A 19,677-nucleotide genomic window follows, 5' to 3' on the forward strand; every position below is an offset into this window, starting at 1 on the left:
GGAGGTGGGGCTGCGATGGACCGAAGTCGATCGTGCAGTACCGGCAGCTCTTCCGCACGGCCCGTCCTCCCGTACGCCGCCTGATCCCGGCGCACCGCTGAGCACCGCGCCCCCGGGGTCCCCCCTCACGGGTCGCACGGCGTGCCGCACGACGGAAGAGCACCGCGTCTCTCTTTGTCTGCAGCGAATCGCCGTCACCGCGATCCCGCGGTGCCGCCCGCTTTGCGGACGTGTGTCCACGTCCCCATTCCGGGTTGCGCCACGCCCGTCGCCGACGGCCTCTCCGTGAAGGAGCCAGCCATGTCGATGATCCGCGACCTCCGCGCCGTCGTGCGCCCCTCCCTGCGCAGGAACCGCACCAGCTTCCACGCCTACGACACCACCCGCGACCCCTCCGCCTCGACCGCCGTCGTGGACTGCGCGGTGTACCGCGACGGCAGGCGCCTGGAGGGCGGCGGCTGCCAGACCCCCCACGAGGCGATGCTGCGCGTGCGCGAGGGCGGCGGCTTCGCCTGGATCGGGCTGCACGAGCCGACCGAGCAGGAGTTCGCCGGCATCGCCGCCGAGTTCGGCCTGCACCCCCTCGCGGTGGAGGACGCCGTCCACGCCCACCAGCGGCCGAAGCTGGAGCGCTACGACGACACCCTGTTCACCGTCTTCAAGACCATCCACTACGTCGACCACGCCGAACTGACCGCGACCAGCGAGGTGGTGGAGACCGGCGAGGTGATGGTGTTCACCGGCCGGGACTTCGTCATCACCGTGCGGCACGGCGGCAAGGGCTCGCTGCGCGCCCTCCGCCACGGCCTCCAGAAGGACGCCGACCTGCTCGCCAAGGGGCCCTCGGCGGTGCTGCACGCCATCGCCGACCACGTGGTCGACGGGTACATCGCGGTGGCCTCCGCCGTGCAGGACGACATCGACGAGGTCGAGATCGACGTCTTCTCCGCCCCCGCGAAGGGCAGCCCGCGGGGCAGCGACGCCGGGCGGATCTACCAGCTCAAGCGCGAGGTGCTCCAGTTCAAGCGGGCCGTCTCGCCGCTGCTGCGGCCGATGCAGCTGCTCAGCGAGCGGCCCATGCGGCTGGTCGACCCGGACATCCAGAAGTACTTCCGCGACGTCGCCGACCACCTCGCACGGGTCCAGGAGGAGGTCATCGGCTTCGACGAGCTGCTCAACTCCATCCTCCAGGCCAACCTGGCCCAGGCGACGGTGGCCCAGAACGAGGACATGCGCAAGATCACCTCGTGGGCGGCCATCATCGCCGTGCCGACGGCCGTCTGCGGGATCTACGGCATGAACTTCACGCACATGCCCGAGCTGGAGTGGCGCTTCGGGTACCCCGCGGTGCTCACCGGCATCGCGGTGGCCTGCTTCGCCATCCACCGCACGCTCAAGCGCAACGGCTGGCTCTAGCGCGGCCCGGGCCGGAGGTCCGCCGCCTCCTGCCGGCGCGACTCCGGCACAGGCCGCCACGGCGCCCCCGGCCCGCCCCCCGGGCCGCTCGGTAGGCTGCCCCGTATGACAACGCAACGGCTGGGCCAGGCGCTCGTCGAGGAGTCCGCGAAGAAGTCCGGGCTGCTCTGGGTACGCGGCGACGGCGTCCCCGCCCGCGCGCTGTGGCACGTGTGGCACGAGGGAGCCGTCCATGTCGTCGGCGACGGGCCCGGCGAGCAGCCGCTGCCGGGACTGGCCGACGGCGGCACCGCCGAGGTCACCGTGCGCAGCAAGGACAAGGGCGGCCGACTCGTGCAGTGGACGGCCTCCGTACGGCGGCTGGAGCCGGGCACCCCGGCCTGGGACGCGGCCGTGGCCGAGCTGCGGGGCAAGCGCCTCAACGCGACGGACGCGGAGGGCATGGCGGAGCGCTGGGCCCGCGAGTGCCGTGTGCTGCGGCTCGAACCTCGGGGCGCGGCCGTCACCGAGCTGCCCGACGGCCCCCTCGACGCGGCGCCGCTGCCGAGCCCGGCGGTCACCCGGCGCCCCGCCCCCGCGGCGCTGCCGAAGCTGCTGCTGGGACGCCGCGGCCGCCGGCGCTGAGCGGGCGGCGCGCGGACCGCGGGACACGGCACGGCGTCCGCGCCGTGGTCCGGAGCGTCAACTCCGCGGGGTGCGCAGCCGTATGCGCTCCCCGCGGCTGCCGAAGAGGCTCAGCACCTCCGCACCGCCGCGCCCCGCGGCCCCGAACCAGTGCGGCACCCGGCAGTCGAACTCGGCGGCCTCGCCCGGGCCCATGGTGAAGTCGCGCTCCCCCAGGCGCACCCGGAGCCGCCCGGTCAGGACGTAGACCCACGCATGCCCCTCGTGGGTGCGCGGGTGCGGCCGGCCGTCGCACACCGGGATGACCACCTTCTCGGCACGCGGTCCGCTGCCCCGGCGCGCCAGCGGGATCAGCAGCCGGCCCTCTCCCGCGGCGGGGGCGGACCGGAGGGCCGCTTGCGTCCGGGGCGCCGGGACGACGTCGCCGAGGGGGATGCCCAGCGCCGCCGTGACCGGCAGCACCAGCTCCAGGCTCGGCTTGCGCCGTCCCGACTCCAGCCGGGAGAGGGTGCTCGTCGAGATGCCCGTGGCGCGGGCGAGGCGGGCGAGGGTCACGCCCTTCTTCTCACGGGCGTGCCGCAGCCGGGGGGCTATCTGCTCGATCACGGCGTCCACGCTCGGTTGCTGCTCCATGGCGCGCAGCGAAGCAGGACGTCCCCGAATCGGCAAGATTTTTTGCCGGAACGGCCTCTCCCTCACGATGCTCCCGGTGGAGGTGTTCCCCATGGACGCAACAACGGATGCCATCGGAGCCGGCCCGAGGACCGCAGCGGGCCCGGCACCCGCCCCACCGCCGGGAAGGCTGCCCGCCGGGGTGTACGTGCTGGGCTTCAGCCTGTTCGCGATGGGCACGGCGGAGTTCCTGATGGCGGGTGTGCTGCCCCAGGCCGCGGACGACCTCGGGGTCAGCCTGTCCTCGGCCGGGTTCCTGATCACGGCCTTCGCGCTGGGGGTCGTGGTCGGCGGTCCGCCCTTCGCCGTGCTCAGCCTGCGCTGGCCCCGCCGCACGGCGCTGGTCGTGACGCAGGGCGTGTTCGCCCTCGCCGTGGCCGCGGGGCTGCTGGGCGACTACCGGGTCCTGCTGGTCACCCGGGTGGTCGCGGGCCTCGCCTACGCGGGCTTCTTCGCGGTCGCGTCGGTGACGGCGATCAGCCTGGTGCCGCCGGAGCGCACCGCGCGGGCCTCCGGCGTGGTGGTCAGCGGCCTGAGCACGGCCATGGTCGCCGGAGGGCCCGCGGGCACCCTGCTCGGCCATGTCACCGAGTGGCGCGGCGGCTTCTGGGGCGTCGTGGCGCTCACCTGCGCCGGGATCGCCGGCTGCCTCCTCGGTCTCCCCCCGCACGGCGGCGCCGGCGGGTCCGCCGCACCGAGCCTGGCGCGGGAGCTCGCCGTGATGCGGCGACCGGCGCTGTGGGGCGTCTACGCGATCACGATCCTCACCACCGCGGCGTACATGATCACCTTCAACTACCTGGCGGCCCTGCTCACCGAGGTCACCGCCCTGCCCCGGGTGTGGGTCCCGGCCGTCCTGGCGCTCTTCGGGGCCGGTGCCTTCGCCGGCCTGGCCGTCGGCGGCCGGATCTCCGACCGGCGCCCCCACCTGGCGCTGCTCGCCGGCGCGTCGGCGATCGCGCTCCTGTCGGCCCTGATGGCCGCCGCCCTCCACCGGGTGTGGGCGGTGGTTCCCGTGGTCCTCCTCCTCGGCATCGCCGCGTTCCTGCTCAACCCCGCGGTCTACGCACGGGTCTTCGCCATCGCGGCGGACGCGCCCGCGCTCGCCGGGGCCACCACGGTCTCGGCGTTCCAGCTGGGCATCAGCCTCACCCCCGCGCTCGCCGCGTCCGCCCTCGCCCGAGGAGCCTCCCTCACCGGCATCTGCCTGATCGGGGCCGCGCTGGCCGCGGCCGCCGTCCCCCTGGTCCTCCTCGACCGCGCCCGGCACGTCCGGGCGGTGCGCACCGCCGCGGTGGAGCACCGTCCGCCGCACGCCGGGGCCCCGAGGGCGCCGCGGGGCTGAGCGCGGCGCCCGGTCAGTCCCCCGAGGTCCCGGGGAGCTGGCCGCTGTAGTCCAGGGTCTCGTCCTTGGAGGGCTCCGCCAGGGCGAAGTCCTTGTCCCAGTCCGCCAGCACCAGCACCCCGGCGCCCCCGGCGCGGGCGAAGCGGAGCGGGTAGGGGTCGCCGATCAGGGACACGTCGAGGACCCCGCCCGCGCCCTTGGCGGCGCGCACCTCGATCGTCTTCACCCCGCCCACCCGGGTGCGGTCCCCCTTGCTCAGCTCGCCGTGCATCCCGAGCAGGCCGTCGAGGATGACGTCCATCTCCGTGAAACCGCGGAACTGCGCGTACGAGGGGTCGTTCTGGGGCACCTTGACGTACTTGTCGCCCAGCTTGCGGGCCGCCTCCTGGTCCGCCTCGGTCTGCTTGTCGTCGCCGTCCTCGCCCGCATGGGTCCAGAAGCCCGCGTCGGCCTTGAGGTAGAGGGCGTCGCCGACCCTGAGCAGTTCGAAGGTGTTCTCCTTCGAGGCCACCGAGCCGCTGGCGCCGTCCTGCTTGAGGCGCATGTTCAGCTTGTAGGTGCCGCCCTTGCTGACCAGCGTGCCCGAGAGGCGCACCGCGGAGGCGGCGTCCGCCGCCGCCCGGGCCTTCTTCTCGATCTCCGCGGCACCGAGCTTGCCGATCCCGTTCGTGCCCTCGTCGGGATCCGGACCGCCGCAGGCCGTCGCCGCCGAGGTCACGACGGCGCACAGGGCTGCGGCGAGAGCCGCGCGACGCGCCCGGCCGGCGATAGGAAGGGGAGTCACCGGCACCCTGCCTCTCATCTGTCGGGGATGGCAGACCGCAGCGTACCCGGGCGTCCCGCGGCCGCCGGAGGCAGCCGTACGGCGGTGGGCCGAGGGCGAGGCGGAACGGTACGGGCTAGCCTGAACGCGTCGAAGTGCACCTTTCACGGCATAAGGAGGGGCGGCATGGCAGCGGGCGCCCCCCGGGTCTTCGTCTCGCACCTCGCCGGCGTGCCGGTCTTCGACCCCAACGGGGACCAGGTCGGCCGGGTCAGGGACCTGGTGGCGATGCTGCGCGTCGGGCACCGGCCGCCGCGGCTGCTGGGGCTGGTGGTGGAGGTCATCAGCCGGCGCCGGATCTTCCTGCCGATGACCCGGGTCACCGGTGTGGAGTCGGGCCAGGTGATCACCACCGGTGTGCTCAACGTGCGGCGCTTCGAGCAGCGGCCCACCGAGCGGCTGGTCCTGGGCGAGCTGCTGGACCGGCGGGTGCGCCTGGTGGAGACCGACGAGGAGGTCACCGTCCTGGACGTGGCCATCCAGCAGCTCCCCGCCCGCCGCGACTGGGAGATCGACAAGGTCTTCGTCCGCAAGGGCAAGGGCGGTGCCCTGCGCCGCAAGGGCGAGACCCTGACGCTGGAGTGGTCCGCCGTGACGGGCTTCTCGCTGGAGGAGCACGGGCAGGGCGCGGAGAGTCTGCTGGCCACCTTCGAGCAGCTGCGCCCCGCGGACCTCGCCAACGTGCTCCACCACCTCACCCCCAAGCGCCGCGCCGAGGTGGCGGCGGCACTCGACGACGACCGGCTCGCCGACGTGCTGGAGGAGCTCCCCGACGACGACCAGGTCGAGATCCTCGGCAAGCTCAAGGAGGAGCGGGCGGCCGACGTGCTGGAGGCGATGGACCCGGACGACGCCGCCGACCTGCTCTCCGAACTCCCCGAGGACGACAAGGAGCGGCTGCTGACCCTGATGCGCCCCGACGACGCCGCGGACGTGCGCCGCCTGCTCTCCTACGAGGAGCGCACCGCGGGCGGGCTGATGACCACCGAGCCGATCGTGCTCCGCCCGGACGCCACCGTCGCCGACGCGCTGGCCCGGGTACGCCAGCAGGACCTCTCCCCGGCCCTGGCCGCCCAGGTCTACGTCTGCCGTCCGCCGGACGAGACGCCCACCGGGAAGTACCTGGGCACGGTGCACTTCCAGCGGCTGCTGCGCGATCCGCCGTTCACCCTGGTCAGCTCGATCGTGGACAGCGACCTGCCGCCGCTGTCGCCGGACACGGCGCTGCCGGCCGTCACCAGCTACCTCGCCGCGTACAACATGGTGGCCGCCCCGGTCGTGGACGAGGGCGGCTCGCTGCTCGGCGCGGTGACCGTGGACGACGTGCTCGACCACCTGCTGCCCGACGACTGGCGGGAGACCGAGTTCGAGGAGTCCGGCCATGGCTGAGGGGGGCGCCCGTGGTTAGCGGCGGCGAGCCCGGCCACCCCGAGCGCGGCGAGGTCCGCGACCGGGTGCCCTCCGGCGCCTCGGCGGCCTCCCGGCGGGTACGGCTGGACCTGCCCCGGGCGCCGCGCCGCACCCTGCTGCCCGACTACGACCCCGAGGCCTTCGGCCGGCTGTCGGAGAAGATCGCCCGCTTCCTCGGCACCGGCCGGTTCCTGGTCTGGATGACGCTGACGATCATCGCCTGGGTGCTCTGGAACATCGGCGCCCCCGCCGAGCTGCGCTTCGACGAATACCCGTTCATCTTCCTCACGCTCGTGCTCTCCCTCCAGGCCTCCTACGCGGCTCCGCTGATCCTGCTGGCGCAGAACCGCCAGGACGACCGGGACCGGGTCAACCTGGAGCAGGACCGCAAGCAGAACGAGCGGTCCATCGCCGACACCGAGTACCTCACCCGAGAGATCGCGGCCCTGCGCATGGGCCTCGGCGAGGTGGCCACCCGCGACTGGATCCGCTCGGAGCTGGAGGACCTGGTACGCGAGCTGGAGGAGCGTCGCGCGCCCCTCCCGCCGGAGCGCTCCGCCCGACGTGACGAAGGCGACCGCTGACGGCCTTTCCGGAGGCGTCCTCCAGCGCCGTACCATCGTCGGTATGGCTACGGAAGACGCGGTGCTCGAGGCACTGGCGACGGTGAACGACCCCGAGATCAACCGACCGATCACCGAACTGGGCATGGTGAAATCGGTCGACATCGGGGACGACGGCACGGTCGCCGTCACGGTGTACCTCACCGTCTCGGGCTGCCCGATGCGGGAGACGATCACCCGGAACGTGACGGAGGCGGTGGCCCGCGTCGACGGCGTCGCGCGCGTCGACGTCTCCCTCGACGTGATGAGCGACGAGCAGCGCAAGGAGCTGGCCGCCTCGCTGCGCGGCACGACCGCGGAGCGCGAGGTGCCCTTCGCCAAGCCGGGCTCCCTCACCCGGGTCTACGCGGTGGCCTCCGGCAAGGGCGGCGTCGGCAAGTCCTCCGTGACCGTGAACCTCGCGGCCGCCATGGCCGCCGACGGGCTGAAGGTCGGGGTCGTGGACGCCGACATCTACGGCCACAGCGTGCCGCGCATGCTGGGGGCCGACGGCCGGCCCACCCAGGTCGAGAACATGATCATGCCGCCCTCGGCGAACGGCGTGAAGGTCATCTCGATCGGCATGTTCACCCCGGGCAACGCCCCGGTGGTGTGGCGGGGGCCCATGCTGCACCGCGCCCTCCAGCAGTTCCTCGCGGACGTCTACTGGGGCGACCTGGACGTCCTGCTGCTCGACCTCCCTCCGGGCACCGGCGACATCGCCATCTCGGTGGCCCAGCTGGTGCCCAACGCGGAGATCCTGGTCGTGACGACGCCGCAGCAGGCGGCCGCCGAGGTGGCCGAGCGCGCCGGGTCCATCGCGGTGCAGACCCACCAGAAGATCGTCGGGGTCGTGGAGAACATGTCCGGGCTGCCCTGCCCGCACTGCGACGAGATGGTCGACGTCTTCGGGACCGGGGGCGGGGAGAAGGTGGCGGAGGGGCTGACGAGGACCACCGGCGCCACCGTGCCGGTGCTCGGCGCCATCCCGATCGACGTCCGGCTGCGCGAGGGCGGCGACGAGGGCAAGCCGGTGGTGCTGACCGACCCGGACTCCCCGGCCGGGTCCGCGCTGCGGGCGATCGCCGGGAAGCTCGGCGGACGGCAGCGGGGCCTGTCGGGGATGAGCCTGGGCATCACGCCGCGCAACAAGTTCTGAGACCCGGAACCGCGCGTTCGTGCGCGGCAGCGTGCAGGGGCCCCTGCGGCCGTCGACGGCCGCAGGGGCCCCTGCACGCCCGGCTCCGGGCGGCGGGCGGGCGCTGTCAGAGGTAGGGCGCCAGGTCCTCGATCGCGGTGAAGGCGAGCCCGTAGGCGCTCATCCCCCGCCCGTAGGCCCCGATGTGGCAGCCGTTGCCGGCCGTCCCCGCCAGCACCCAGCCGAACTCGGACTCGCGGTAGTGGAAGGGGGTGGGCACGCCGTCCACGGGAAGCGCCAGCGCCGACCACTCCTCGCCGGACAGGTCGTCGGCGAGCGCGAACGCCGTCTCGGTCTGCTGGTCGAGCCAGTCGTCGCGCAGCGCGTGGTCCAGCTGCGGGGGCCAGGTGTGGGCGAGCAGCCCCGACCCCGCCAGCCAGGCCGCGGTGGAGACCGAGGTGGCCTCCAGGACGCCCGTGCCGTCGCCGCTGCGCCGCAGGGGGCTGGCCGCGACGGTCACGACCACGGCGAACCGCTCCTTCTCCGCGCCGGTCGCCTCGTTCCGTATCGAGGGCTCGTCGCCGTGGTTGATCGCCCCGTGCTGGACGGTGCCGTCGGCCGCGGTGCCCACCTGCATCAGCCTGCGCGGGCCGGTGAAGGCACCGTCCAGGCCGTACCAGGGGAAGGCGGCGCTCCGGAACCCGTCCGCCGTGCGCCGTGCCGCTGCCGCCGCCGCGCCTCCCTCGGTTCCCGGGTCGCCGCCCGGGACCGGTGCGACACCGGTCGTACTGTGCGCCGTCATCCGGCCGCCTCCTGAGATCTCCGCACCTTCAGCGGCCCCCGCCCACGGGCGTGCGGCACACTGACGGACAGATGGAGAGAATAGCCACCCGGGGGCGGCCTCAGCGCATTGACCGCTCAGGTGGCGTCGGAGTCGAAGGGCGGCCGCTCGTCGCGGGCGGGTGTGTCGCGCTTCTTCAGCAGGTCCGGGCCCCCGGCGGGCGAGCCGTTCACGGCGGCCGGCACGGCCTGCCCGGGCGCGTCGGACGGCTCCTTGCCGTTGACCGCGTCCGCGACCTCGTTGATCTCCTTCTTGAGGTCGAAGCTGCCGCGGAGCTCCTTGAGCTCCTTGAGGTCCTCGTTCTCCGCGAGCTGCTTGCGCAGATACGTCTTCGGGTTGAGGTCCTCGAACTCGAAGTCCTTGAACTCCGGGCCGAGTTCGCTGCGGATGTCGTGCTTGGCGCTCTCGGAGAACGCGCGGATCTTGCGGATGAAGCGCGCGGCGTCCTGGATCACCTTCGGCAGCTTGTCGGGGCCGAAGATGAGCACGGCGAGGACGACCAGAGCCACCAGCTCCAGTCCGCCTATGTCGTTGAACACCCTGCAGCTCCTCGTGTTCTCCGCGGCCCCTGGGGCCCGAGGGGATCCGGACCCCGTCCACGGTACCTGTCGTGTCCGTCGTGCCGGTACCTCCCCGGTGACCGGCAGGTGGTCCCCGGCCACCGCCGGGGTGCGCCACCCGGGCGCCCGGGTGAGGCGGGGAGGTGCTCAGGAGCCGTCGGCCGAGCCCAGTGTCAGTTCCACGGTCCGCTGCCGGCCGGCGCGGGTGAGGGTCAGCTCCAGCCGGTCGCCGGGACGGTGGGCGCGGATCTTCACGATGAGCTCCTCACCGCTGTGCACCCGCTGGCCGTCGACCCGGGTGATCACGTCGCCGGGCCTGACGCCCGCGGTCGCCGCGGGACCGCCGGGGGTGACCGACGGAGCGCCGTCGCGGCCCTTGTCGCCGACGCGGGCGCCGTCCCCCGGGAACTTCATGTCGAGGCTGACGCCGATCACCGGGTGGGTGGCCTTGCCGGTGTTGATCAGCTCCTCGGCGACCCGCTTGCCCTGGTTGATCGGGATGGCGAAGCCCAGGCCGATGGAGCCCGCCTGGCCTCCGTCGGCTCCTCCGGTGTCGGCTGCCCGGATGGCGCTGTTGATGCCGATGACCCGGGCCTGCGCGTCGACCAGGGGGCCGCCGGAGTTGCCGGGGTTTATCGGGGCGTCCGTCTGGAGGGCGTCGACGTAGCTGACGTCGCTCCCGTCGCCCCTCTCGCCCCCGGCGGTGATCGGCCGCTCCTTGGCGCTGATGATGCCCGAGGTGACGGTGTTCTGGAGGTCGAAGGGGGCCCCGATGGCCACCACGGGGTCGCCGACCCGGACGTCGTCGGAGTTGCCCAGCGGCAGCGGCTTGAGGCCGGAGACGCCGGTGACCCTGACCACGGCCAGGTCGTAGCCGCTGTCCTTGCCGACGAGGGTCGCCTCGGCCGTCTCCCCTCCGCTGAAGGTCACCGTGATGTCGCCCGACTCGCCCGCGGGGTCGACGACGTGGTTGTTGGTCAGGATGTGCCCCCGCCGGTCGAGGACGAAGCCGGTCCCGGTGCCCTGCTCCCCGCTGCCGCTGACGTGCAGGGTGACGACGCTGGGGAGGGCGCTGGCGGCGATCCCCGCGACGCTGTCGGGGGCGCGGTCGCGGTTCTCGGCGTCCGCCTGCGGGAGCTCCAGCCGGGTGAAGCCGCCGTTGCGTTCGACGTAGGCGCCGATCGCGCCTCCGGCACCGCCCGCGACCAGCGCGACGGCCAGGGCCCCGGCGAGGAGCCCGCCGCGGCGGCGTCGGCGGGGGACCGGCTCACCGGAGGAGGTCAGGGGCCCGTCGGGGGCGCTCCAGGGGTCGTACTGGAGCCATACGGAGTCCGGCGGCTGGGGGCGGTCGCCCGGCGCCGGGGGCTGGTGGGGGTGCCCGGCGGGCGGCTGCGCGGGCAGCGGGAGCGGGCCCCGGACGGCACCCGGGCCGTCCTGGCCGGGCGGCACCGCGGGGGGCGGCGGGGCGTACGGCCCCGGGGCGGGACCCTGCGCCGGGGCCGGGGTGTGGACGGAAGTGCCGTGCGCCGGGGTGGGCACCGGGCGCTGGACCGGCGGCGCGGGCGCCCAGGGCCCCGGGCCGCCGTACGGCGGGGTGCCGTAGGGATCGGGGTCGTGCAGCGGGACGGCGCGCGCGGGAGGCTGCTCCGGGGGCGGTCCGGGAGCAGGGGCGGGCGGCGCGGACGGGATCTCGGGAGAGGCGGCCTCCGGCGCGAAGGGCGCGTCCGCGCCGGGCTGCCCGGCGCCGGGTGCCGGGCTCTCGGGCGCGGGGGCTCCGGGCGGGGCGTCCGCCCCGGCCGTGTCGGCCCTCCCGGCCACACCGGGGCGGCTCCACCACTTCGCCTTCGGTCCGGTGGGCTTCCCGTCGTCCATGCTCTCCCCGCAAACTGCCGGCCAACGCGCTGCCTCCGCCGGGCACGCTCCGAGGATTCAACCAGGTTTGCGATTCGGTGCGCAGGACACTGCGACCGGTTCCCGCCGCCTGCCCGGGGCGGACCGGACGGGCGGCCGGCCGCCGGGCACGCCCGGTCGGCCGGGCGGCCGCGGCGGTCAGCGCAGGGGCCTCCAGGGCGAGGTGGGCGGAGCCTGGGAGGCGGCGACCGGCGGCACGGCCGGGGCCGTGGCCGCGGGTGCTCCCGGTGCGGGCGGCACGGTGGGCGCCGGTGGTGCTCCGGTGGCCGAGGACAGCCGGAAGCCCGCTGCGGCCGGCGGCACCAGCGGTGGCAGCGGCGCGTAGCCGTTCCTCAGGAACAGCGGGGGGAACGGGGCCGACTGGGCCTGCACGACGGGCGGAGCCGCGGGTGAGGGCGCCGCGACCGGGCCGCCGTCGGTGCGGCCGGTGGTGCGGCGGCGCTCGGTGTCCGCGGCGCTGCGCAGGGAGGAGCCGCCCGTCCCGGGGGTGCCGGAGGGCACGGCCGTGCGCACCGGGGTGACCTTGTTCCCGGCGCCGCTCCCGCGGGGGGTGGTCTCGGCCGAGAGGTCGAGGGGGACCGCCCCGCCGAAGGCGATCGCGGCGAAGGACACGGCGCTGGCGGCGGCGAAGGCGAAGCGCCGGCCTCGCCAGCCCGAGCGCTCAGCCTCGGCGCGGCCCACGTCGTGTATCCGGAACCCGCTCTCGGCGCGACCCGGCAGGGCCGCCGCGTGGGACCCCGCGGGGACGTACCCGAAGGCCTCCCCGCGCCGGTGCGGGGTATGTCCCGCGGAGCGGTTCAGAGCTCCGTGGTCGCCGTCGGCCGGGCGGCCGGTGAAGGGGCCGCCGCCCTCACCGGGACCGGCGGGCAGCCCCTGGAGCCGGGCGAGCAGGCTCTCGGAGAGCGGGGGCGGCGCGGACTGGGCGAAGGCGTTCTTCAGACGGCGCTGGGCGTCCGCCTCGGCCTTGCACCGGGGGCAGGTGGCCAGGTGCGCGAGCACCCTGTCCCGTGCGTCGTGCGTCAGCTCGCCGTCGACGAGCGCGGCGAGCCTGTCCCCCAGGTGCTGCTCCGCGGGGGTCGGACCTGTTGCACTCACGCCAGTCCGCCCTCCCCTGCCAGACCGGCGGCCACGGCGGGGCCGCGCCGCTCGGAGCGGGCCTGGGGCGACCGGTGCCGCAGCGCCTTGCGCAGATGCGAGCGCCCACGGTGGATCCTGCTGCGGACGGTGCCGAGCTTGACGCCGAGGGTGGCGGCGATCTCCTCGTAGGACAGTCCCTCGATGTCGCAGAGGACCACGGCGGCGCGGAACTCCGGGGCGAGGGTGTCCAGTGCCTGCTGGACGTCCGCGTCGAAGTGGGTGTCGTTGAACACCTGCTGCGGGGACGGCTCACGGCTGGGCAGGCGCTCGGCCGCGTCGTCGCCGAGGGCGTCGAAGCGGATCCGCTGCTTGCGGCGGACCATGTCCAGGAAGAGGTTGGTCGTGATGCGGTGGAGCCAGCCCTCGAACGTGCCCGGGGTGTACGTCGACAGGGAGCGGAAGACCCTGACGAAGACCTCCTGGGTGAGGTCCTCCGCGTCGTGCTGGTTGCCCGTGAGCCGGTAGGCGAGGCGGTAGACCCGGGCGCTGTGCATGCTGACGATCTCCTCCCAGGTGGGAGGGGTCCACACCTGCGATTCCGCATCCGATGCGAAGCTCGCGGTGGTCACGGTTTCGGAGGACATGGAACGGTCAGCGCTCTTGGTCACGGATTCGGGCTCACCCACCGACCCGAGCAGGCGCCTCAGTACGCCTCTCCGATCCGCAGGCGCAGCCGCACCTCCCCTGTCAGATCTGGTGGTGTCCAGCGGAGCCCCTACCATAGCCACCTCGCCCGTTAGCTCCGGATAAGAATCTTTACGTGGATTTGGGCCGGACCCTCCGCCCCTCCGCCGTCGCCTCCCTCCGGGCCTCTCCCCCGCCCTGTCACAACGCCTGGTCCCATCTGCGGGTTCCCGGGCGCAGCGGATACAGTCAGCGTCGCGCCAACCAAGGGGACAGGAGAGGGTCATTACCGCCAACCGGCAGACGAGCTGGGCGTTCGCCGACGCCTTTCTCGCCGAGGACGACGCTCTGCACTGGGCCCGCGAGCGGGCCCGGGAGACGGGGCTGTCCCCGGTGTCGCCCGGCACGGGCTCGGCGCTGCGTCTGCTGGCCGCCACCGCCGAGGCCAAGGCGGTCGCCGAGATCGGCACGGGCACCGGTGTCTCGGGGATCTACCTGCTCCAGGGCATGCGGCCGGACGGCGTCCTGACCACGGTGGACCTGGAGCCCGAGCGGCAGCAGTTCGCCCGGGAGGCCTTCCGGGCCGCGGGGTTCGCGGCCAACCGCGCCCGCTTCATCCCCGGCGGAGCCCTCGACGTCCTGCCCCGCCTGGCGGACGGCGGATACGACCTGGTCTTCTGCGACGGCGACCGGGCGGAGTCGCTGGAGTACCTTGCTGAATCGTTGCGCCTGCTCCGGCCGGGCGGCGTCGTCTGCTTCGAGGGCGTCTTCACGGACGGCCGCACGGTGGACTCCGCGGCCCAGCCCGTCGAGGTGCTGCGGGTGCGCGAACTCCTGCGCGCCGTGCGGGAGAGCGCCGAACTGCTCCCGACGCTGCTGCCGGTGGGCGACGGGCTGCTCTGCGCCGTGCGCAGGCCCTGACCCGGCGCGCGGACGACCGGGCCCGGACGCACCGCGGCCCCGGCACGCTCGGTACCGGGGCCGCTTGAGCCGGGCTGCGTCAGCCGACGACCTTCTTCAGGGCGTCACCGAGTGCGTCGGCTTCGTCTGGAGTCAGCTCGACGACAAGCCGACCGCCGCCTTCGAGCGGAACGCGCATGACGATGCCCCGCCCCTCCTTGGTCACCTCGAGCGGGCCGTCGCCCGTCCGCGGCTTCATGGCCGCCATGCTCGTTCCCCTTCCTGAAACCAGCTCACCGCAGCCGGCGGCCCCATGACAGGTGCTGTGTCACCGGCATCGAACACATTGCTTCCAGGCCATTATCCCGCATGGCGGGACCCAAAGACCAACATCAGTCCGCATCGCTTGGGCAACGCGCTCCCGCAAAACCACCCAATTCGGCGATCAGCCTGCGATACTTCGCGCTCCCCGGTCGCCGCGGTGCCACCACCGGGCCTCCGGCACTTTGACGCAGGTCACACCCCCGCACCGGACGCGGCGCGGTGATCTCCGCCATGCTGGGCCCCGACACTGCCGTCACACCGCAAAGGGGAACACCGCCATGGCGGACGCCGTGCTCTACGACGTGAGCGACGGACTCGCGACGATCACGCTCAACCGGCCCGAGGCCATGAACGCGATGAACGTCGAGGCCAAGGTCGCCCTCCGCGACGCGGCCCGCGCCGCCGCGGCGGACGAGGCCGTGCGAGCGGTGCTCCTGACGGCGACGGGGAAGGCGTTCTGCGTCGGGCAGGACCTCAAGGAGCACGTGGAGCTCCTGGCCGCTGCCGCCGAGACCGGGTCCCGGGACGTGATGACCACCGTCCGCGAGCACTACAACCCGATCGTGGAGGCGCTCGCCGGGATGGCGAAGCCCGTGGTCGCCGGGGTCAACGGCGTCGCCGCCGGGGCGGGCCTGGGATTCGCGCTCGCCGCCGACCACCGCATCGTCGCGGAGACCGCCACCTTCACCACTTCCTTCGCCGGGGTGGCGCTGACCGCGGACTCCGGGGTCTCCTGGACGCTGCCGAGGCTGGTCGGGCCGAGCCGTGCGGCCGACCTGCTGCTCTTCCCCCGCTCCTTCGGCGCCCAGGAGGCGTACGACTGGGGCATCGCCAACCGGGTCGTGCCGGCGGCCGAGCTGCACGCCGAGGCGGAGAAGGCGGCCAGGGCGCTCGCGGCCGGGCCGACCCTGGCCTACGCGGCCCTCAAGGAGTCCCTGGCCTACGGGGCGGCGCACTCGCTGACCGAGTCACTCGCCAAGGAGGAGGAACTCCAGTCGAGGGCGGGGGCCTCCGAGGACCACGCGATCGCCGTGAAGGCCTTCCTCGCCAAGGAGCGCCCGGCCTACGTGGGCCGCTGAGGCGAACCCGCGGACCGGGGTGCGGCGGGGAAGCCGCGCCCCGGTCGCCCGGGCGGGGCGGCCGCCGCGGCACGGGGCCCGCGTCCCGGCAGCCGTGCGGAGCGCACCGCCCCTATGCCGTGGGCCGGAGCGCGGGGGCGGGCGGGCGGCGGGCCAGGCAGTCGGCGAGATGGTCGTCGACCAGCCCGCAGGCCTGCATCAGCGCATAGGCCGTCGTCGGTCCGACGAAGCGCAGCCCGCGCTTCTTCAGCGCCTTGGCGAGGGCCGCCGACTCGTTGGTGGTGGCGGGCACCTCGGCCGTGCTGCGCGGCGCGGGCCGCCCCTCGGCGGCGGGCGCGTGCGACCAGATCAGGGCGTCCAGCTCCCCGGCCGGCCAGTCGGCGAGGACCCGGGCGTTGGCCAGGGTGGCCTCGATCTTGGCCCGGTTGCGGATGATGCCGGGATCGCCGAGCAGCCGCTCGGCGTCGGCCTCGGTGAACCGGGCCACCTCGGCGATGCGGAACCCGGCGAAGGCGCGCCGGAACCCCTCCCGGCGGCGCAGGATCGTGATCCACGACAGCCCCGACTGGAAGGCCTCCAGGCACAGGCGCTCGAAGAGTGCGTCGTCGCCGTGGACGGGACGGCCCCACTCCTCGTCGTGGTAGGCCGTGTAGTCCTCGGCGGACACCCCCCAGGGGCAGCGGAGCCGCCCGTCCGGGCCGGGCAGCGCGCCGGTGCTCATCGGCCCTCCTCCTCGCCGCGCTCGTCGAAGAGGTCCGGCCGCACGGCGGTGGCCCGGGCCCCGGCGAGGGCGGACTCCAGTTCGGCGATCCGGGCGTCGCGCTCGGAGAGCTCGGCGCCCAGCCGGTCCAGCACGTCGTCGACGTCGCCCATGCGGTACCCGCGCGGGGTCACCGGCAGGCGCAGGGCGTCCAGGTCGGCGCGGGCCACCGGGCGGTGTGCGGGCAGCGGGTCCACGGGCTGCTCGGGCGCGGCGTCCGGCAGCACGGCGCTGCCGGTGCCGCCGACCACCGCGAGCGTGACCGCGGCGACCACCACCACCATGGTGATCAGCAAGAAAAAGAACACGAGCGACCCTCTCCCCGAAAAGCCCGGACCCCGGCCCGGTGTCGACGTCCCGTGCCGATCGTGCCACGGGAGACTGACGGTGCCGATGGTGCCACGGCACTGTGACAGTAGGGTCGCAGGCGGACGACCCGAGGAGGAACTGCGGATGCTGCGGCTGGGACGGCGTGAGTTCGCCACGCACGAGCCGGTGATCATGGCGATCGTGAACCGGACCCCCGACTCCTTCTACGACGGGGGAGCCACCTTCCGCGACGAGCCGGCGCTCGCCCGGGTCGAGCAGGCGGTGGCCGAGGGCGCGGCCATCATCGACATCGGCGGGGTGAAGGCGGGCCCCGGCGACGAGGTCACGGCCGAGGAGGAGGCCCGGCGCACGGTCGGCTTCGTCGCCGAGGTCCGCAGGCGCCACCCGGACGTGGTGATCAGTGTGGACACCTGGCGCCACGAGGTGGGCGAGGCCGTGTGCGAGGCGGGCGCGGACGTGATCAACGACGCCTGGGGCGGGGTGGACCCGAAGCTGGCCGAGGTGGCCGCCCGGTACGGCGCCGGCCTGGTGTGCACCCACGCGGGCGGCGCCGAGCCGCGGACCCGGCCGCACCGGATCGCCTACGAGGACGTGATGGCGGACATCCTGCGGGTGACCGTGGGGCTCGCCGAACGCGCGGTGGCCCTCGGCGTGCGGCGGGACGGCATCATGATCGACCCCGGCCACGACTTCGGGAAGAACACCCGGCACAGCCTGGAGGCCACCCGCAGGCTCGGCGAGATGGCGGCGACCGGCTGGCCGGTGCTGGTGTCCCTGTCGAACAAGGACTTCGTCGGGGAGACGCTGGACAAGCCGGTCAAGGAGCGGGTCCTCGGCACGCTGGCCACCACGGCGGTCTCCGCCTGGCTGGGCGCCCGGGTGTACCGGGTGCACGAGGTGGCCGAGACCCGGCAGGTGCTGGACATGGTGGCCTCGATCGCGGGCCACCGCCCGCCGGCGGTGGCCCGCAGGGGCCTGGCCTGAGCCCAGGGCAGGGCGTCAGGCCTGGTGGCCGGTCTCCTTGGTGACCAGGGCCACGGCCTCCTCCACGGAGTCCGTGACGTGGAACAGGGTCAGGTCGTGCTCGGACGCCTTGCCCCCGGCCACCACGCTGTCCCGCAGCCAGTCGACCAGCCCGCTCCAGTAGGAGCTGCCGAAGAGGACGATCGGGAAGCGGGTGACCTTGCGGGTCTGGACGAGGGTGAGGGCCTCGAACAGCTCGTCCAGCGTGCCCAGCCCGCCGGGCAGCACCACGAAGCCCTGGGCGTACTTCACGAACATCGTCTTCCGGACGAAGAAGTAGCGGAAGTTCACGCCGATGTCGACATGGGCGTTGATGCCCTGCTCGAAGGGGAGCTCGATACCGAGCCCCACCGAGATGCCCTTCGCCTCCCGGGCCCCCTTGTTCGCCGCCTCCATGGCGCCCGGCCCGCCGCCGGTGATCACCGCGAAGCCCGCCTCGGCCAGCGCCCGGCCGAGCTCGACGCCGGTCTCGTACTCCGGGGTGCCGGGCTTGGTGCGGGCCGAGCCGAAGACGCTGATGGCGCTGGGGAGTTCGGCGAGGGCGCCGAAGCCCTCCACGAACTCCGACTGGATCCGCATGACCCGCCACGGGTCGGTGTGGACCCACTGCGAGTCGCCCTCGGTGTCCAGCAGCCGCTGGTCGGTCGTTCCGGGCTGGACCTGCCCCCTGCGGCGCAGTACCGGCCCCAGTCGCTGCTCCTCCAACGCGCGCAGCCCCTCGGAGTTGCCGCTCATGACCTGCTCCCTCCGCCGAACATCATGTGCTTCGGGACAGGGTAGGTCGGAGCAGGTGACGAATGGCGGAATCAGGGCGATCGACGGGGGGTGGGCTTGGTTGCCCCGGCCCGGACGCCGCCCGCCGGGGCGGGCAGAGGCGCCCCGGGCGGGCCGGGCGGCCCTGCGGTGCGCACCCGCCCGGGCCGGAGCGTGCCGCCCGCTCCCCCGCGCGCCTCAGGAGCCGAGCCACTCCCGCAGCCGCCGCTCGCAGTGGACGATCCGGTCGGTCCGCACGTGCTCGTCCCGCTTGTGCGCGTACAGCGGGTCCCCGGGTCCGTAGTTGACGGCCGGGACGCCCAGCGCGCTGAAGCGCGAGACGTCCGTCCAGCCGAACTTGGGGCGCGCGGTGCCGCCCACGGCGGCCATGAACGCGGCCGCGGCCGGGTGCGACAGGCCGGGCAGGGCGCCCCCGGTGTGGTCGTCGACCACGAACTCGCTCACCCCGCAGTCGGCGAAGACCTCGCGGACGTGCGCCTCGGCCTCCGCCATGCTGCGGTCGGGCGCGTACCGGAAGTTCACCACGACCGTGCAGGCGTCCGGGATGACGTTGGTGGCGACGCCGCCCTCGATGCCCACCGCGTTGAGGCCCTCCCGGTACTCCAGGCCGTCGATCTCCACCCGGCGGGGCCGGTAGGAGGCGAGGCGGGCCAGGATGGGGGAGGCCGCGTGGATGGCGTTGGAGCCCATCCAGCCGCGCGCCGAGTGGGACCGCTCCCCCGCCGTGCGCAGATGGACCCGCAGGGTCCCCTGGCAGCCGCCCTCCACCTCGGCGTCCGAGCCCTCCAGCAGGATGGCGAAGTCCCCCTCCAGCCAGTCGGGGTGCGCCTCGGCGACGTGCCCGAGGCCGTTGAGGTGGGCGGCGACCTCCTCGTTGTCGTAGAAGACGAAGGTCAGGTCGCGGTTGGGCTCGGGCACCGTTGCGGCGATGCGCAGCTGCACGGCCACGCCCGACTTCATGTCGCTGGTGCCGCAGCCCCACAGCACCCCGTCCCCGTCGAGCCGGGAGGGGACGTTGTCGGCGATCGGGACCGTGTCGATGTGCCCGGCGAGCACCACGCGCTCCGCCCTGCCGAGGCGGGTGCGGGCCACGACGTTGTTGCCGTGGCGGTCGACGGTGAGGTGGGGCAGGGCGCGCAGGGCCTGCTCGATGGCGTCGGCGAGGGGCTTCTCCTGGCCGCTGACCGAGGGGAAGTCGACCAGCGCGGCGGTGAGCGCCGGGCCGTCGAGGCTGAGGTCGAGCGTGGTGTCGGGCATGGTCCCGAGCCTATGTCCTCGGCCCGGGCCGGGGCGGGCGCGGTCCGGCCCCGTCGGGACCGGGGGCCGGTGCGGTCCCGGGGGTGCCCTCCGCCGGGGGAGGTCGGCCGGAGGCGCCGCGGCGGGG

21 protein-coding genes are annotated in these 19,677 nt (G+C 74.2%); 9 read left to right on the forward strand and 12 right to left on the reverse strand.

Features of this window, described 5'->3' with window-relative positions:
* Nucleotides 1-300 precede the first annotated feature (300 nt).
* Both NPS70_RS14715 and NPS70_RS14720 read left to right on the forward strand, forming a co-directional pair.
* Entirely contained in the window at nt 301-1,416 is a 1,116-nt protein-coding gene (locus NPS70_RS14715; protein ID WP_256524672.1) for a magnesium and cobalt transport protein CorA, read from the forward strand.
* Nucleotides 1,417-1,521: 105 nt separating this feature from the next.
* Nucleotides 1,522-2,040, forward strand: a complete 519-nt coding sequence (locus NPS70_RS14720; protein ID WP_256524673.1) for a hypothetical protein — start codon at nt 1,522-1,524, stop codon at nt 2,038-2,040.
* A 57-nt stretch (nt 2,041-2,097) separates the two neighbouring features.
* Here NPS70_RS14720 and NPS70_RS14725 read toward each other — a convergent pair whose 3' ends face one another.
* Complete coding sequence (locus tag NPS70_RS14725; protein ID WP_256524674.1) at nt 2,098-2,673, reverse strand: helix-turn-helix domain-containing protein; 576 nt, start codon at nt 2,671-2,673, stop codon at nt 2,098-2,100.
* 91 nt (nt 2,674-2,764) lie between these two features.
* Here NPS70_RS14725 and NPS70_RS14730 point away from each other — a divergent pair, with 91 nt between their 5' ends.
* On the forward strand, nt 2,765-4,057 hold the full coding sequence (locus NPS70_RS14730) for an MFS transporter (protein ID WP_256524675.1): 1,293 nt from the start codon (nt 2,765-2,767) through the stop codon (nt 4,055-4,057).
* A 13-nt stretch (nt 4,058-4,070) separates the two neighbouring features.
* Here NPS70_RS14730 and NPS70_RS14735 read toward each other — a convergent pair whose 3' ends face one another.
* On the reverse strand, nt 4,071-4,841 hold the full coding sequence (locus tag NPS70_RS14735) for a hypothetical protein (RefSeq protein ID WP_256524676.1): 771 nt from the start codon (nt 4,839-4,841) through the stop codon (nt 4,071-4,073).
* A 165-nt stretch (nt 4,842-5,006) separates the two neighbouring features.
* Between NPS70_RS14735 and NPS70_RS14740 the strand changes: the two genes are divergently transcribed.
* From NPS70_RS14740 to NPS70_RS14750, 3 genes are read left to right on the forward strand one after another with little or no spacing between them, the layout of a single operon-like run.
* A complete protein-coding gene (locus NPS70_RS14740) occupies nt 5,007-6,269 on the forward strand; it encodes a magnesium transporter MgtE N-terminal domain-containing protein (protein WP_256524677.1) in 1,263 nt (420 codons plus the stop codon).
* Between the two features lie 11 nt (nt 6,270-6,280).
* Entirely contained in the window at nt 6,281-6,874 is a 594-nt protein-coding gene (locus NPS70_RS14745) for a DUF1003 domain-containing protein (protein ID WP_256524678.1), read from the forward strand.
* 43 nt (nt 6,875-6,917) lie between these two features.
* Nucleotides 6,918-8,051: an Mrp/NBP35 family ATP-binding protein gene (locus NPS70_RS14750; RefSeq protein WP_256524679.1), complete on the forward strand. Its 1,134-nt coding sequence runs from the start codon at nt 6,918-6,920 to the stop codon at nt 8,049-8,051.
* 106 nt (nt 8,052-8,157) lie between these two features.
* On the opposite strand, the gene NPS70_RS14755 is transcribed toward NPS70_RS14750, so the two are convergent.
* The 5 genes from NPS70_RS14755 to sigE all read right to left on the reverse strand — a co-directional run bounded on the left by NPS70_RS14755 (nt 8,158) and on the right by sigE (nt 13,201).
* Nucleotides 8,158-8,832 (reverse strand): hypothetical protein, encoded by a 675-nt coding sequence (locus NPS70_RS14755; protein WP_256524680.1) that lies wholly within the window; start codon nt 8,830-8,832, stop codon nt 8,158-8,160.
* A gap of 116 nt (nt 8,833-8,948) precedes the next feature.
* Nucleotides 8,949-9,410: a sec-independent translocase gene (locus tag NPS70_RS14760; RefSeq protein WP_256524681.1), complete on the reverse strand. Its 462-nt coding sequence runs from the start codon at nt 9,408-9,410 to the stop codon at nt 8,949-8,951.
* Nucleotides 9,411-9,578: 168 nt separating this feature from the next.
* On the reverse strand, nt 9,579-11,303 hold the full coding sequence (locus NPS70_RS14765) for a S1C family serine protease (RefSeq protein WP_256524682.1): 1,725 nt from the start codon (nt 11,301-11,303) through the stop codon (nt 9,579-9,581).
* Nucleotides 11,304-11,480: 177 nt separating this feature from the next.
* On the reverse strand, nt 11,481-12,437 hold the full coding sequence (locus NPS70_RS14770) for a zf-HC2 domain-containing protein (protein ID WP_256524683.1): 957 nt from the start codon (nt 12,435-12,437) through the stop codon (nt 11,481-11,483).
* Entirely contained in the window at nt 12,434-13,201 is a 768-nt protein-coding gene (sigE, locus tag NPS70_RS14775; RefSeq protein WP_256524684.1) for an RNA polymerase sigma factor SigE, read from the reverse strand. Before sigE ends, NPS70_RS14770 begins: the two co-directional genes overlap by 4 nt.
* A gap of 145 nt (nt 13,202-13,346) precedes the next feature.
* Between sigE and NPS70_RS14780 the strand changes: the two genes are divergently transcribed.
* Complete coding sequence (locus tag NPS70_RS14780) at nt 13,347-14,024, forward strand: O-methyltransferase (RefSeq protein WP_256524836.1); 678 nt, start codon at nt 13,347-13,349, stop codon at nt 14,022-14,024.
* 79 nt (nt 14,025-14,103) lie between these two features.
* On the opposite strand, the gene NPS70_RS14785 is transcribed toward NPS70_RS14780, so the two are convergent.
* Nucleotides 14,104-14,271, reverse strand: a complete 168-nt coding sequence (locus NPS70_RS14785; RefSeq protein ID WP_003966491.1) for a DUF3117 domain-containing protein — start codon at nt 14,269-14,271, stop codon at nt 14,104-14,106.
* A gap of 334 nt (nt 14,272-14,605) precedes the next feature.
* On the opposite strand from NPS70_RS14785, the gene NPS70_RS14790 reads away from it, so the two are divergent.
* The gene (locus NPS70_RS14790) at nt 14,606-15,406 is read left to right on the forward strand and encodes an enoyl-CoA hydratase/isomerase family protein (protein ID WP_256524685.1); all 801 of its coding nucleotides are present in this window, start codon (nt 14,606-14,608) and stop codon (nt 15,404-15,406) included.
* Nucleotides 15,407-15,518: 112 nt separating this feature from the next.
* On the opposite strand, the gene NPS70_RS14795 is transcribed toward NPS70_RS14790, so the two are convergent.
* Nucleotides 15,519-16,127: a DNA-3-methyladenine glycosylase I gene (locus tag NPS70_RS14795; protein WP_256524686.1), complete on the reverse strand. Its 609-nt coding sequence runs from the start codon at nt 16,125-16,127 to the stop codon at nt 15,519-15,521.
* Nucleotides 16,124-16,474 carry a DivIVA domain-containing protein gene (locus tag NPS70_RS14800; RefSeq protein WP_256524687.1) on the reverse strand — a complete coding sequence of 117 codons (351 nt, stop codon included), beginning with the start codon at nt 16,472-16,474 and terminating at the stop codon, nt 16,124-16,126. The genes NPS70_RS14795 and NPS70_RS14800 overlap by 4 nt, the downstream gene beginning before the upstream one ends.
* 145 nt (nt 16,475-16,619) lie before the next feature.
* Between NPS70_RS14800 and folP the strand changes: the two genes are divergently transcribed.
* The gene (gene folP, locus NPS70_RS14805) at nt 16,620-17,480 is read left to right on the forward strand and encodes a dihydropteroate synthase (RefSeq protein ID WP_256524688.1); all 861 of its coding nucleotides are present in this window, start codon (nt 16,620-16,622) and stop codon (nt 17,478-17,480) included.
* Between the two features lie 15 nt (nt 17,481-17,495).
* On the opposite strand, the gene NPS70_RS14810 is transcribed toward folP, so the two are convergent.
* Together NPS70_RS14810 and dapE are read right to left on the reverse strand one after the other, a co-directional pair.
* A complete protein-coding gene (locus tag NPS70_RS14810) occupies nt 17,496-18,254 on the reverse strand; it encodes a TIGR00730 family Rossman fold protein (RefSeq protein WP_256524689.1) in 759 nt (252 codons plus the stop codon).
* A gap of 216 nt (nt 18,255-18,470) precedes the next feature.
* Nucleotides 18,471-19,550, reverse strand: a complete 1,080-nt coding sequence (gene dapE, locus NPS70_RS14815; protein ID WP_256524690.1) for a succinyl-diaminopimelate desuccinylase — start codon at nt 19,548-19,550, stop codon at nt 18,471-18,473.
* Nucleotides 19,551-19,677: the final 127 nt, after the last annotated feature.

Source organism: Streptomyces sp. C10-9-1, from assembly GCF_024497955.1.
GTDB lineage: Bacteria > Actinomycetota > Actinomycetes > Streptomycetales > Streptomycetaceae > Streptomyces > Streptomyces sanyensis.